The 13,794-nt window shown below is 60.9% G+C and carries 11 protein-coding genes; 2 read left to right on the top strand and 9 right to left on the bottom strand.

Features of this window, described 5'->3' with window-relative positions:
• Positions 1-155: 155 nt before the first annotated feature.
• Together HU759_RS05845 and HU759_RS05840 are read left to right on the top strand one after the other, a co-directional pair.
• Positions 156-1,478 (top strand): OprD family porin, encoded by a 1,323-nt coding sequence (locus HU759_RS05845; RefSeq protein ID WP_186616761.1) that lies wholly within the window; start codon positions 156-158, stop codon positions 1,476-1,478.
• 187 nt (positions 1,479-1,665) lie between these two features.
• Positions 1,666-3,156 carry a diguanylate cyclase gene (locus HU759_RS05840; protein WP_026013783.1) on the top strand — a complete coding sequence of 497 codons (1,491 nt, stop codon included), beginning with the start codon at positions 1,666-1,668 and terminating at the stop codon, positions 3,154-3,156.
• Positions 3,157-3,325: 169 nt separating this feature from the next.
• Here the strand turns inward: HU759_RS05840 and lpxC are convergent, their stop codons facing one another.
• The 9 genes from lpxC to murD form a co-directional block, all read right to left on the bottom strand.
• The gene (gene lpxC, locus HU759_RS05835; protein ID WP_003171886.1) at positions 3,326-4,237 is read right to left on the bottom strand and encodes a UDP-3-O-acyl-N-acetylglucosamine deacetylase; all 912 of its coding nucleotides are present in this window, start codon (positions 4,235-4,237) and stop codon (positions 3,326-3,328) included.
• Positions 4,238-4,349: 112 nt separating this feature from the next.
• Positions 4,350-5,555, bottom strand: coding sequence for a cell division protein FtsZ (gene ftsZ / locus HU759_RS05830; protein WP_017138180.1), 1,206 nt, complete (start codon positions 5,553-5,555; stop codon positions 4,350-4,352).
• Between the two features lie 66 nt (positions 5,556-5,621).
• Positions 5,622-6,887, bottom strand: a complete 1,266-nt coding sequence (gene ftsA / locus HU759_RS05825) for a cell division protein FtsA (protein WP_017138181.1) — start codon at positions 6,885-6,887, stop codon at positions 5,622-5,624.
• Positions 6,888-6,902: 15 nt separating this feature from the next.
• Positions 6,903-7,772, bottom strand: a complete 870-nt coding sequence (locus HU759_RS05820; protein WP_017138182.1) for a cell division protein FtsQ/DivIB — start codon at positions 7,770-7,772, stop codon at positions 6,903-6,905.
• A 4-nt stretch (positions 7,773-7,776) separates the two neighbouring features.
• A complete protein-coding gene (locus HU759_RS05815; protein WP_017138183.1) occupies positions 7,777-8,733 on the bottom strand; it encodes a D-alanine--D-alanine ligase in 957 nt (318 codons plus the stop codon).
• Positions 8,730-10,175: a UDP-N-acetylmuramate--L-alanine ligase gene (murC, locus tag HU759_RS05810; protein WP_017138184.1), complete on the bottom strand. Its 1,446-nt coding sequence runs from the start codon at positions 10,173-10,175 to the stop codon at positions 8,730-8,732. Before murC ends, HU759_RS05815 begins: the two co-directional genes overlap by 4 nt.
• A complete protein-coding gene (murG, locus tag HU759_RS05805) occupies positions 10,168-11,238 on the bottom strand; it encodes an undecaprenyldiphospho-muramoylpentapeptide beta-N-acetylglucosaminyltransferase (RefSeq protein ID WP_017138185.1) in 1,071 nt (356 codons plus the stop codon). The genes murC and murG overlap by 8 nt, the downstream gene beginning before the upstream one ends.
• Positions 11,228-12,445, bottom strand: a complete 1,218-nt coding sequence (gene ftsW / locus HU759_RS05800) for a putative lipid II flippase FtsW (RefSeq protein ID WP_020372698.1) — start codon at positions 12,443-12,445, stop codon at positions 11,228-11,230. Before ftsW ends, murG begins: the two co-directional genes overlap by 11 nt.
• Positions 12,442-13,788 (bottom strand): UDP-N-acetylmuramoyl-L-alanine--D-glutamate ligase, encoded by a 1,347-nt coding sequence (gene murD / locus HU759_RS05795; RefSeq protein ID WP_017138187.1) that lies wholly within the window; start codon positions 13,786-13,788, stop codon positions 12,442-12,444. Before murD ends, ftsW begins: the two co-directional genes overlap by 4 nt.
• Positions 13,789-13,794 lie beyond the last annotated feature (6 nt).

Raw genomic sequence — 13,794 nt, 5'->3', positions numbered from 1 at the left:
CCGCTCACCCGAATTTCCCTCGACTTATTTCCAGGGCTCTACACTGGGAATCTGTTTAAAGCCGCTGACTTCAGCGGCTTTTTTTTGCCGTAAAAAAAGGCCAGGCACACCCCCACGACATTGGCCGTTTTCGATTGACCAAAGGAGCTAAACCGGTGAAGAACTCGCTGACGTTCACCCCGTTATTCCTCGCGATTGCAGCAACGATCGTCCCCCTTGCCCACGCGGCAGACTCGACCCCCGCTGACGGTTTCGTCGAAGGCTCAAGCCTGAAGATCAACACCCGCAACTACTACATGAACCGCGACCGCCGCGACACTCACACCGATGACAGCAAAGAATGGGGCCAGGGTTTCATCGGCACATTCGAATCCGGCTACACCCAAGGCACCGTCGGCTTTGGCCTGGACCTCAATGCCATGCTCGGCCTCAAGCTCGACGGCGGCGGTGGCACTGACGGTTCCAGCATCCTCCCTTACGGCAGCGGCAACGGCAAAGCGCCTGGCTCGTTCTCCACCGCGGGCGGCACTTTGAAAATGCGTGCCTTCGACACCGAACTCAAAGCCGGCGACCTGTTCCTCAACAACCCGGTGATCGCCGGCGGCATGACCCGCATGTTGCCGCAGACGTTCCGGGGTGTGAGCCTGGCCAACCACAGCTTCGACGGCTGGATGTTCGAAGGCGGCCAGGCCAGCTTTACCAAACTCTACAACCAGAGCGGCCACCGACGCATCGGCACCAGCTACGGCACCCTGCCCGCCAACGCCGACAGCCAACACCTGAACTGGGCCGGTGTGTCCTTCAGCGGCGTCCCGGGCCTGACCAGCAACCTGTACGCCTCCGAACTCAAGGATGTATGGCACCAGTACTACTACGACCTGGACTACACCTACGCGCTGAACGATCTTGTCAGCCTCAACCCAGGCCTGCACTACTACCACACCCAGGACACCGGCCAGTCGTTGCTCGGCAGCATCGACAACAACACTTACAGCCTGCATTTCACCGTAGGTGTTGGTCACCACAGCGTCACTGCCGCGTACCAGCGGGTCAACGGCAACACGCCGTTCGACTACATCACCCAGGGCGACAGCGTGTACCTGGACAATTCCCAGCAATACTCGGACTTCAACGGCCCCAACGAGCGCTCGTGGAAGCTCAAGTACGCCTACGACTTTGCAGGTCTCGGCATGCCCGGGCTGACGTCCGCCGTGTCGTATATCAGCGGCAAGACCGACCTGACCAAGGTCGACCCCAACAGCCGCGGCTACAGCGCCTGGTACAGCGCCGACGGCAAAGACGCCAAGCACTGGGAACGCGACATCGACGTGAAGTACGTGGTGCAAGGCGGCAAAGCCAAGGACCTGGCCGTGCGCCTGCAATGGGCAACCAACCGCGGTGGCAATGGCTACTCGGCGGTGGACCGGGATGTGGATGAATACCGCGTGATTGTGGATTACCCGATCAACGTGTTTTAGGCATAAATCTGCCAGACGATGAATAGCTGATGTGGGAGCTGGATTGTGTGGGAGCTGGCTTGCCTGCGATAGCATCGCTGCGGTGTTATAGATGTACCGAGGTGTCTGCATCGCAGGCAAGCCAGCTCCCACCAAACCTGCGATTGCCTACTACGCTATTGGCATCCTCGAAGCAGAAGTACGCCCGATGAGCCCAAGTCTCTACCGACCCACCCCTCGCCCGGAACGCTTGCTGATCCTGGGCAGTTGCCTCACGGTCTTTGTGATCGTGGCGATCGTCACCGCGCTGCTGATTCGCGAACATGCCAACACCTTGCAGACCGCCAAGCGCACCGCCAATAACATCACCCAACTGATCGACGCCGATGTGCTGCGTAACGTCGAACTCTATGACATGGCCCTCAAGGGCCTGATCGCCGCCACCGAACGCAGCGACCTGCAGGGTGTGTCCGCCAGTATCCGCCATCTGGTGCTGTTCGATCGCTCTGCCGCTGCACCCTTCAAGGGCGACATTCTGTTGCTGGACCCCAGTGGTGAAGTAATCGCCGACTCCTCGCTGCTCACACCCAAGACCGGCAACTTCGCTGATCGCGATTATTTTCAGGCACACCGCAAAAACCCCGACCTGGGGCTGTATATCAGCCGCCCATTCCTGGCCCGTTGCGTGTGTGATGACCAGTGGCGCATCGCATTCAGCCGCCGCGTGTCATCGCCGGACGGGCGCTTCCTGGGCGTGGCGGTGGCCTCGATGCGCCTGTCGTACTTCCAACAGTTGTTCAGCGGCCTGAACATCGGAAGCAACGGCACCATCAACCTGATCAACCACCAAGGCATCCTGCTGGCGCAACAACCGCTGCTGGAAGTGGACATGATCGACAAGGACTTGAGCCAGCGGCCCAATGTCGCGCGTATGCTGCGTGAACGCGACGGCAGCTTTCGGGGCGTCTCCAGCGTCGACAACCAGCCACGGCTCTATAGTTTCTCGAATGTGGGCAGCTTGCCCTTAATTGTCGCGGTGGCGTTGTCCAGCGATGAAATCTTTGCCCCATGGCGGCGTGCCGCGTGGCTGGTCAGCATAGCAACGGGCGTGTTGTGCATCGGCCTGCTGTGGCTGACCTGGATGCTGAGCAAGGAGCTGCGTCGCCGTCATCGTGCCGAACAAGTGCTGTCAGAACTGGCAGCCACCGACGCCCTCACCGGCCTTGCCAACCGCCGTACCCTGGACCAGCGCCTGCGCCTGGAATGGGACCGCGCACAACGCTCAACCGAGCCGCTGAGCCTGCTGATGATCGACGTGGATCACTTCAAGGCCTTCAACGACCTGCATGGCCATCACGGCGGCGATGAAGCATTGCGCGCGGTTGCCCAAGTGATCGAAGACAACATCCGCCGCCCGGCTGACCTGGCAGCGCGCTACGGTGGCGAAGAGTTTGCAGTGGTGCTGCCACATACCGACGCCAAGGGTGCCTGGTTGATTGCCGAACATATCCGCAGCAGCGTCGAGCATTTGCCACGGGTGGCCGGTGCCGACGGGCCTATTACAGTGAGTATCGGCATGAGCACCTGGCAAAAGCGCAGCCGCATGGCACTTGAGGACTTGCTGCTCAATGCTGATCAAGCGCTGTATGAGGCCAAGCACACCGGGCGCAACCGCATTGTGGAGGCTGCGGCCCGCTAGGTGATCGTTCCCACGCTCCGCGTGGGAATGCCTCTTCTGACGCTCTGCGTCAGGCTTCGGGACGCGGAGCGTCCAGGGCTGCATTCCCACGCGGAGCGTGGGAACGATCGGCATAAAAAAAAGGCCACCCGAAGGTGGCCTTTCAAAACTAAAGAAAGAGAGTTGTTACTTACACCGCCGCAACGGGACGCATGTAAGAGATCGGTGCGGTGCTGGCATCTTCGAAGGTCACGACTTCCCAAGCGTCTGTCTGCTCAATCAACTTGCGCAGCAGCTGGTTGTTAAGGGCGTGGCCCGACTTGAAGCCTTTGAACTCGCCTATCAGGCTATTGCCCAGCAGGTAGAGGTCACCGATTGCATCGAGGATCTTGTGCTTCACGAATTCGTCTTCATAGCGAAGGCCGTCTTCGTTCAGTACACCATCCGCGTCGACCACAATGGCGTTTTCAACGCTGCCGCCGAGTGCGAGGTTGTGCTTGCGCAGGTACTCGATGTCACTCATGAAACCAAAGGTACGGGCGCGGCTGACTTCTTTTACGAACGAAGTGCTGGAAAAATCCACGCTTGCACTTTGGGTGCGGTCACGGAATACCGGGTGATCGAAATCGATCTCAAAGCTCACTTTAAAGCCTTCGAACGGGACGAAGGTGGCGCGCTTGTCGCCGTCTTCTACTGTCACTTCCCGCAGAATGCGAATGAACTTCTTGGCTGCGTCCTGTTCTTCCAGGCCGGCAGATTGAATCAAGAATACGAAGGGTCCAGCGCTGCCATCCATGATGGGGACTTCGGACGCGGAGAGCTCGACGTAGGCGTTATCGATGCCCAGGCCAGCCATGGCCGAGAGCAAGTGCTCCACCGTGTCCACTTTGACGTCACCGTTGACCAACGTGGTCGACATCGTGGTTTCGCCAACATTTTCCGCGCGAGCAGGAATCTGCACCACAGGGTCCAGGTCGGCACGAACAAACACGATGCCGGTGTCGACAGGTGCGGGCTTGAGGGTCAGGTATACCTTCTCCCCGGAGTGCAGACCTACACCTGTGGCACGGATAATATTCTTCAGGGTGCGTTGTTTAATCATGGCTTGGACCGCTTCAGCGCAAATTGCGAACTGGTATCAACAAAGGCTGGCGATAATAACAGACCAGACCTTTGCTGAACACCAATCACCTTCATAGCCCTGATACATTCCATTAATCGGCCTGACGACGCAAGAATGCCGGGATGTCCAGGTAGTCCAGGTCATCTTGCGGATTCGGGCTACGGGACGCCGCAGCACCGGCCTGAGCCTGGTTGCGCATCACGGTCGGACGGTCCAGGTCACGATAGTTCACAGACGGCAGTTCCTGGCGCGCAGGCGCTGGAGCGGCAGCTTGCTGGCTGGCGTGGCTGTTGTGGCCGGTGTGAACGGTATTGTCGATGACCTTTACAGGCTTCTCGATTTTTGCGCCCAGGCCGGTGGCAACCACGGTCACGTGCAGTTCGTCGCGCATGTCCGGGTCGATAACGGTACCGACTTTGACCATCGCGTGCTCGGAAGCGAAGGCTTCGATGATGCTACCCACGTCGGAGTACTCACCCAGGGACAGGTCAGGGCCGGCGGTGATGTTCACCAGGATGCCGCGTGCGCCTTGCAGGTTCACGTCTTCGAGCAATGGGTTGCGGATCGCCGCTTCAGTGGCTTCGCGTGCACGGTTCGGACCGCTGGCGCAGCCAGTGCCCATCATCGCCATGCCCATTTCGCTCATCACGGTACGCACGTCGGCAAAGTCGACGTTGATCATGCCTGGGCGCTTGATGATGTCGGAGATACCGCGAACGGCACCGGCCAGTACATCGTCAGCCTTGGCGAATGCGGACAGCAGGCTTGCGTCCTTGCCCAGGATGGTCAGCAGCTTCTCGTTGGGGATGGTGATCAACGAGTCGACGCTTTCAGACAGCAGACGGATACCTTCGTCGGCGATCTGCATACGCTTGCGACCTTCGAACGGGAACGGACGCGTCACGACAGCAACGGTCAGAATCCCCATTTCCTTGGCCACTTCGGCAATGATCGGAGCAGCACCGGTACCGGTACCGCCGCCCATGCCGGTGGTGATGAACACCATGTTGGTGCCTTGCAGCACTTCAGCAATACGCTCGCGGTCTTCCAGCGCGGCTTGACGGCCGACTTCCGGGTTGGCGCCAGCGCCGAGGCCCTTGGTCACGGCTGTGCCCAATTGCAGGATGGTCCGCGCACCGATGCTTTTCAGCGCCTGGGCATCAGTGTTGGCGCAGATGAATTCAACGCCTTCAATGTTGCTCTTGACCATGTGATTGACAGCGTTGCCGCCGCCACCGCCAACACCGATTACTTTGATAACCGGGCTTGCGGGGATGTTGTCTACGAGTTCGAACATGTTCCCTCTCCTTTCGTTTTCTCTAGTTTTTTCGCCTACTACTTACTGCGGTGTTGCGGTAAATCTTTAGAAATTGCCTTTTACCCAAGCCTGCAACCGCTCGAACAACGGCGCTTTGGCTTCATCGTCGCCGCCACGGTAGCTGTCACGGATGCTCGGGCCCGACAGGGAAATGCCGTCGGTCTGCTTTTGCAGCCCGTACAACAGCAAGCCCACGCCGGTGGAATAAATCGGGTTGCGCACCACGTCGCCCAGGCCTTTGACGCCATGGGGCACGCCCAGGCGCACTGGCATATGGAAGATTTCCTCGGCCAGTTCGACCGCGCCTTCCATCTTCGAGGTGCCACCGGTCAGCACGATGCCGGCCGGGATCAAATCTTCGTAGCCGCTGCGGCGCAGCTCAGCCTGGATCAGGGTGAACAGCTCGTCGTAGCGTGGTTCGACCACTTCGGCCAGGGCCTGGCGCGACAGTTCGCGCGGTGGACGGTCGCCCACGCTCGGCACCTTGATGGTTTCACCGGCACCGGCCAGTTTGGCCAGGGCGCAGGCGTAGCGGATCTTGATTTCTTCGGCGTACTGGGTCGGTGTACGCAGCGCCATGGCGATGTCGTTGGTGACCTGGTCGCCCGCAATCGGGATCACGGCGGTGTGACGGATCGCACCTTCGGTGAAGATCGCGATGTCGGTGGTGCCACCGCCGATGTCGACCAGGCACACGCCCAGCTCTTTTTCGTCGTCGGTGAGTACTGAGTAGGCCGAGGCCAACTGCTCAAGAATGATGTCGTCGATTTCCAGGCCGCAGCGGCGCACGCATTTTTCAATGTTCTGTGCGGCGTTGACGGCACAGGTCACCACGTGAACCTTGGCTTCCAGGCGCACGCCCGACATGCCCAGCGGCTCACGCACGCCTTCCTGGTTATCGATCACGTAGTCCTGCGGCAAGGTGTGCAGCACGCGCTGGTCAGCCGGGATCGCCACGGCCTGGGCGGCGTCGAGTACGCGTTCAAGGTCGGCCGAGCTGACTTCACGATCACGGATCGCCACGATGCCGTGGGAGTTCAGGCTACGGATATGGTTGCCGGCCACGCCGACGAACGCCGAGTGAATCCGGCAACCGGCCATCAGCTGCGCTTCTTCAATGGCGCGCTGGATCGACTGCACGGTGGACTCGATGTTCACCACCACGCCCTTCTTCAGGCCCCGGGACGGATGCGTGCCGATACCGACGATTTCGATCACACCGTCTTCCCCGACCTCGCCGACCAGCGCCACCACCTTGGAGGTGCCGATATCGAGACCGACGATCATTTTTCCGCTTTGCACGTTTGCCATGGGTCCTGCCTCTTCTTAATTCTTCGCGACAGCGGGTTTGGCTGTCGTCGGCGCAGCTGGTTCACGCCAGCCGACGGCCAGGCCGTTGGCGTAACGCAGGTCGACGCTCGCAATGTTCGTAATCTGTTCTTTCAAGGTCTTGTCGTAGATGGCAATAAAGCGGCGCATCTTTTCCACCAAGCGGTCGCGTCCCAGCAACAACTCGATGCCCGGGCCGGAACTGCCTGCCCCGGTGGTCAAAAACCAGCTGCCCCGCTCACGCAATTCCAGGCGTGCGATGGAGAAACCCAGTGGCCGCAGCATCTGGCTCAGCGCCTGGTACTGCTGCATCACTTGCTGCTGCGCCCGCTGTGGCCCGAACAACTGCGGCAGGTGCTCATAGTTGGCCACCTCACGCGGCGCGAACGCCTGGCCCTGGTTGTTCAACAGTGCGCCATCGCCCCAACGGGCCACGGGCAGTTGTTCTTCCAGGCGGATCGTCACCTGGTCCGGCCATACACGGCGGACTTCGGCGTGAGCGATCCACGGCATCTGTTCCAGTTCTGCGCGCATACCGGCCAGGTCGATGGTAAAGAAGCTCGCCGCCAGGTACGGGCCGATGCGCTGCTGTACCGCTTGCTGGCTGATGTAGCTCAAGTCGCCCTGCACGCTGATCTTGGTGATCGGCCGGTCGGCATACGGCAACAGGCGTTGTGCGCCCTCGTAAGTACCGAAGCCCAACGCCACCAGCAACACCGGCCAGAACAGCGCTTTAAGAAAACCAAAGTTGGCTTTCGGCAGGCGCGCCGACATCGGCTCTTTAGCCACCATTCGGCTGGCACCTCGAGGCACCGGCTTGCGGCTGGGCACTGGAGGTTGCTGATGACGAAGCGATGCGCCGTTCATGGGGTTAGCCTCTTGGCTCAATGCTTGCGGCCAGGATCGCCAGCACTAACTGCTGGAAGTCCAGACCGGCAGCACGGGCTGCCATAGGTACCAGGCTGTGATCGGTCATGCCGGGAGCGGTGTTGACTTCAAGGAACCAGAAATTCCCTTGGTCATCCTGCATCACGTCTGCCCGCGCCCAACCGGCGATACCCAGTGCCTCACAGGCTTTCGCCGTGAGGTCCATCAATTCCTGTTCCTTGGTTGCGTCGAGGCCACACGGGATCCGGTACTGAGTATCGGAAGCCACGTACTTGGCGTCGTAGTCGTAAAAGGTGTGGGGCGTGCCCAATGCGATAGGTGGCAATACCTGGCCACGCAGGGTGGCGATGGTGTACTCGGGACCCTGGATCCACTGTTCCACCAACACTTGCGAATCATAGGTACTTGCCGCTTTCCATGCGTCGATCAATTCGGCGGCCGAGTTCACTTTGGCCATGCCGATACTGGAGCCTTCATGGGCAGGTTTGACGATCAAAGGCAGGCCCAGTTCCTTGGCTGCAGAAATACAATCGTCTTCGCTGCACAGCACGCTGTGACGTGGGGTTGGAATACCCAGGCTGTGCCACACCTGCTTGGTGCGCAACTTGTCCATGGCCAGTGCCGAAGCGAGGATTCCGCTGCCGGTGTAAGGGATGCCAGCGCACTCGAGCAAGCCTTGCATGCTGCCGTCTTCACCGCCACGGCCGTGCAGAATGATGAAGGCACGGTCGATCTTCTCGGCCTGCAAGCGGGCAAGGAAATCATCGCCCACATCGATACCGAATGCGTTTACGCCGGCGCTTTGCAGCGCTTCCAGTACGGCATTGCCGGACTTGAGCGAGACTTCGCGCTCAGCGCTCTTGCCGCCGAACAATACCGCTACGCGGCCGAAGTCGGCAGGCGTGATGGTCGAGAACAGGGTGTCGTAATGCGTGATCATTTCGACTTCCCCTTTGCAGCCGCAAACAGCGGGCTGGCGAGCAGCTTGGGCGCAAGGCCACCGATATCACCGGCGCCCTGGCACAGCAGGATGTCACCGGCACGCAGCAGCGGCTTGACGATCGGCGCCAGGTCCACACCGCGCTCGATGTAGATCGGGTCCAACTGGCCACGCTGACGAATGCTGTTGCACAGCTTGCGGCTGTCGGCGCCCGGAATCGGCTCTTCACCGGCCGGGTAGACTTCCATCAGCAGCAGCACGTTGGCATCGGCCAATACATTCACAAAGTCGTCGTACAGGTCGCGGGTGCGGCTGTAGCGATGCGGCTGGTAAACCATCACCAGACGGCGCTCCGGCCAGCCACCGCGCACGGCTTTAATAACGGCTGCAACTTCAGTTGGGTGGTGACCGTAGTCGTCCACCAGCATCACGTCGCCGCCTTCTACCGGCAGTTGACCGTAGACCTGGAAGCGCCGGCCGACACCGGCAAAGCGCGACAGGCCTTCGACGATGGCTTCATCGCTGACGCCTTCATCGGAAGCAATGCAAATGGTCGCCAGCGAGTTCAATACGTTGTGGTTGCCCGGCATGTTCACCGATACGTCCAACGGCTCGCGGTCAGGGCGCAGCACGGTGAAGAAGGTTTGCATGCCTTCCTGGCGCACATTGATCGCGCGCACGTCGGCGTCTTCGCTGAAGCCGTAGGTCACGGTTGGGCGTTTGACCGATGGCAGGATCTCACGCACCACCGGATCGTCCAGGCACACCACGGCCAAACCGTAGAACGGCAGGTTGTGCAGGAACTCGACGAAGGTTTTCTTCAACTTGTTGAAGTCACCGTCGTAGGTGGCCATGTGGTCTTCGTCGATGTTGGTCACCACAGCGACCAGCGGCTGCAGGTGCAGGAAGCTCGCATCACTTTCATCGGCTTCGGCGATCAGGTAACGACTGGTGCCGAGCTGGGCATTGGTGCCGGCTGCATTCAGGCGGCCACCAATCACGAAGGTCGGGTCCAGGCCACCGGCGGCGAACACCGAGGCGATCAGGCTGGTGGTGGTGGTTTTGCCGTGCGTACCAGCCACGGCGATACCGTGGCGATAGCGCATCAGCTCGGCCAGCATCTCGGCGCGTGGCACCACTGGAATACGGCGCTCAAGGGCGGTGGCCACTTCCGGGTTGGAGGTGTTCACGGCGCTGGACACTACCAGCACGTCAGCCTCGGCGGCGTTCTCGGCACGGTGGCCGATAAAGATCTGTGCGCCGAAGGTTTTCAGGCGATCGGTCACCGGCGACTCTTTCAAGTCCGAGCCGGATACCTGATAACCCAGGTTCAGCAGTACTTCGGCAATCCCGCACATGCCCACGCCGCCGATGCCGACGAAGTGGATACGACGGATGCGGCGCATTTCGGGCTGCGGCATGGCTTTCTGATTCTCAACCATGGGCCACCTCCAGGCAGATATCGACCACGGTGCGGGTTGCGTCAGGTTTAGCCAGGCGGCTTGCGGTGCTCGCCATGCTGTTGAGTCGTTCCGGTTGCATCAAAACCTCGGTCAGGCGTGCGGCCAAATCGGCGGCGCCAGTCGTTCTTTGCGGCAGCAGGAAGGCAGCGCCCTCCCCGGCCAAATATTCGGCGTTGCGGGTCTGGTGATCGTCGATGGCGTGGGGCAAAGGCACCAGCAAGGACGGCAGACCGGCGGCGGCCAGTTCACTGACGGTCAGCGCACCAGCGCGACAAACCACCAGGTCGGCCCAGCCATAGGCATGGGCCATGTCTTTGATAAAAGGCTGTACGTTCGCCTCGACACCGGCCTCGCGATAGCGGGCAGCGGTGATTTCATCGTGGTTTTTACCGGCCTGGTGGAACACTTCGGGACGCAGGTCCACGGGCAGCAGCGCCAAGGCTTCGGGCAGCAGTTTGTTCAACGGCTCCGCGCCCAGGCTTCCGCCCAGGATCAGCAAGTGTGGCTTACGGCCCTCCAGCGCCTGACGGGCAATGGCCATGAACAGTTCGGTGCGCACCGGGTTGCCGGTGGTACGCAACTTGTCCGAGGCGCCAAAAGTCTTCGGGAACGCCTCGCACACTCGGCTGGCCAAAGGCACCAACAGGCGGTTGGCAGTGCCGGCAACGGCGTTCTGTTCGTGCACGATCACCGGTACGCCGGCGAGCTTGGCGGCAACACCACCAGGGCCAGTCACATAACCACCAAAGCCCAGCACGCACACCGGCTTCAACTCACGAATCACTTTGCGCGCCTGCCACACCGCCTTGAGCAACACGAACGGCGCCTTGAGCAGGGACAACTTGCCCTTGCCACGCAAGCCGGTGACGTTGATCAAGTGCAGCGGCAAGCCGGCATTCGGGACCAATTCGTTTTCGATGCCACGTGGCGTACCGAGCCAATGCACGGTGTAGCCACGGTTCTGGAATTCGCGCGCGCAAGCCAGGGCCGGGAACACATGGCCCCCGGTGCCGCCTGCCATGATCAGCACATTAGCGCCCATGGTCCGGCTCCTCGGCAAAATCGCTCTCGCTGAATTCCATCTCTTCGCTGCCCAGGTGGGTGCGACTCTCCCACTCGATGCGCAGCAGCAAGCCCAGGCACACGCAGCAGATAACCAACGAGCTGCCGCCGTAGCTGAGAAACGGCAGGGTCAAACCCTTGGTCGGCAAGCGACCGATGTTTACCCCGATGTTGATCAGCACCTGACCAATCCACAAAAACGCCAAGCCGTAGGCGACATAAGCTGCGAAAAACTGCTTGGCTTTCTCGGCCCAAAGACCGATGTAAAGCGCCCGTACGCAGACGAACATGAACAGTGCAACGGTGCACAGGGAACCCACGGCACCGAGTTCTTCGGCCAGCACGGAGAACACGAAGTCGGTATGCGCTTCCGGCAGGTAAAACTGCTTCTGCACGCTATTGCCCAGCCCAACACCCAGCCATCCGCCGCGACCAAAGGCGATCAGCGCCTGGGTCAACTGGTAGCCGGAGCCGAACTGATCGGACCAGGGGTCGGTAAAGGTAATCAGGCGCGCCATACGGTACGGTTGTGCTTCCACCAGCAGGTAAACCGCGACCACCGCCAGCACCACCATCATGGCGAACCGGAACAAGCCCACACCGCCGAGAAACAGCATCGCCGCCGCCGCGCCCATCATTACGACGGTGGCACCGAAGTCGGGCTCCATCAGCAACAGGCCAGCCATGGGCAGCAGCACGATGAACGGCTTGAAGAAGCCCATCCAGCTTTCGCGTACTTCTTTCTGGCGACGGACCAGGTAACCGGCGAGGTAGATCACCACGAACACCTTGGCGATTTCCGACGGCTGCACGTTAAACGCGCCGAAGCCGATCCAGCGCATCGAACCGTTCACCTCACGGCCGATGCCGGGCAGGATCACCATGATCAACAAACCAAACGCGCCGATCAGCATCAGCCAACCCAGGCGCTGCCAGGTAGCGATAGGGATCATCATGGTGACGATGCAGGCGCCGAGACCGATCACCAGGTACACCAGGTGACGGATCATCATGTACAGGGTGTTGCCCGACTGCACTGCGGCCACTTCCGAGGACGCCGAAGTGATCATGACCAACCCCAGGCCCAGCAGCGCCAGGCAGCCGGCGAGCATTGGGAAGTCGAGGTCGATACCGCGACCTGTGATGATCGGCGACGGGTACGGCTTGATAATATTTCTGAAATTCATGCCAAGGCCTCCACGGCGCGAGCGAACAGCTGGCCGCGCTCTTCGTAGTTCTTGAACATGTCGAAACTGGCGCACGCCGGCGACAGCAACACCGCATCCCCCGGCTGGGCCAGGGCTTTGCATTGGGCAATCGCATCGTCCAGCGAGGTGGCGCGTACCTGCGGTACCGCGTCGCCCAACGCGGCGGCGATCAAGTCCGCGTCACGGCCGATCAGCACCACGGCGCGGCAATGTGCAGCCACCGGGCCTTTAAGGTCTTTGAAGTCGGCACCCTTGCCGTCGCCACCGGCGATCAGCACAAGCTTGCCGTCGATATCAGCGCCGAGCCCTTCGATGGCAGCCAGTGCGGCACCCACGTTGGTGGCCTTGGAATCGTTGTAGTAGCTCACGCCATTGAGGTCGCGTACCCACTGGCAGCGATGCTCGAGGCCGCCGAAGGTGCGCAGGCTCGACAGCATCGCATCAAATGGCAGGCCGACGGCGTGACCCAACGCCAGGGCCGCCAATGCATTGGATTGGTTGTGCGCGCCACGGATTTTCAATTCACGTACCGGCATCAGGTTCTGGAATTCGAAAGCCAGGTATTTCTCGCCGTTCTCTTCGCGAATGCCGAAGGCTTTGAAATCCGGTTTGCCCAGGCCAAAGGTCCAGCAGGGCATGCCTTCGCCCATCAGCGGACGGCTCAGGGCATCTTGGCGGTTGACCACAAATTGCCTGGCACCACGGAAAATCCGGTGCTTGGCCAGGTGGTACGCCGGCAGGCCGCTGTAGCGGTCCATGTGGTCTTCACTCACGTTCAACACGGTGGCGACTTCAGCCCCCAGATCGTGGGTGGTTTCGAGCTGGAAGCTCGACAGTTCCATCACGTACAACTCGATGTCGTCGCTGAGCAGGTCCAGCGCTGGCGTGCCGAGGTTACCGCCCACGGCCACGCGCTTGCCGGCCGCAGCCGCCATCTCGCCGACCAGGGTGGTCACGGTGCTTTTCGCGTTGGAGCCGCTGATGGCCACGATCGGTGCCTTCGCATAGCGCGCAAACAGGTCGATGTCGCCGGACAGCTTCACGCCACGCGCCGCTGCCGCTTGCAGGGCCGGTGTCGCCAGGGCCAGGCCGGGGCTCACGTAGAGCTCATCGGCGCGGCACAGAAACTCGACATCCAGCTCGCCACAACGCACTTCCACGTGCGGGTAGTCACGGCGCAGCGTGACCAGCTCCGGTGGATTTTCCCGCGTGTCGGCCACGGCAAACGACGTGCCCCGGTTCGCGAGGAAGCGAACCAGGGACATGCCGCTCTTGCCGAGGCCGACAACGATGCGGAAGTGGTCTGAAGCGATCAGGGACACTCGTTT

Source organism: Pseudomonas sp. OE 28.3, assembly GCF_014268205.2.
GTDB lineage: Bacteria > Pseudomonadota > Gammaproteobacteria > Pseudomonadales > Pseudomonadaceae > Aquipseudomonas > Aquipseudomonas edaphica.
The sequence above is the reverse complement of the archived record's forward strand: the minus strand, read 5'-3'. Positions and strand labels throughout refer to the sequence as shown.

Bases quoted from the DNA above. Each gene is read 5' to 3' on its own strand.
- ftsA (WP_017138181.1), bottom strand. From the start codon at position 6,887: ATGGCAAACGTGCAAAGCGGAAAAATGATCGTCGGTCTCGATATCGGC.
- murC (WP_017138184.1), bottom strand. From the start codon at position 10,175: ATGGTTGAGAATCAGAAAGCCATGCCGCAGCCCGAAATGCGCCGCATC.
- ftsZ (WP_017138180.1), bottom strand. From the start codon at position 5,555: ATGTTCGAACTCGTAGACAACATCCCCGCAAGCCCGGTTATCAAAGTA.
- HU759_RS05820 (WP_017138182.1), bottom strand. From the start codon at position 7,772: ATGAACGGCGCATCGCTTCGTCATCAGCAACCTCCAGTGCCCAGCCGC.
- HU759_RS05815 (WP_017138183.1), bottom strand. From the start codon at position 8,733: ATGATCACGCATTACGACACCCTGTTCTCGACCATCACGCCTGCCGAC.
- murG (WP_017138185.1), bottom strand. From the start codon at position 11,238: ATGGGCGCTAATGTGCTGATCATGGCAGGCGGCACCGGGGGCCATGTG.
- HU759_RS05840 (WP_026013783.1), top strand. From the start codon at position 1,666: ATGAGCCCAAGTCTCTACCGACCCACCCCTCGCCCGGAACGCTTGCTG.
- lpxC (WP_003171886.1), bottom strand. From the start codon at position 4,237: ATGATTAAACAACGCACCCTGAAGAATATTATCCGTGCCACAGGTGTA.
- ftsW (WP_020372698.1), bottom strand. From the start codon at position 12,445: ATGAATTTCAGAAATATTATCAAGCCGTACCCGTCGCCGATCATCACA.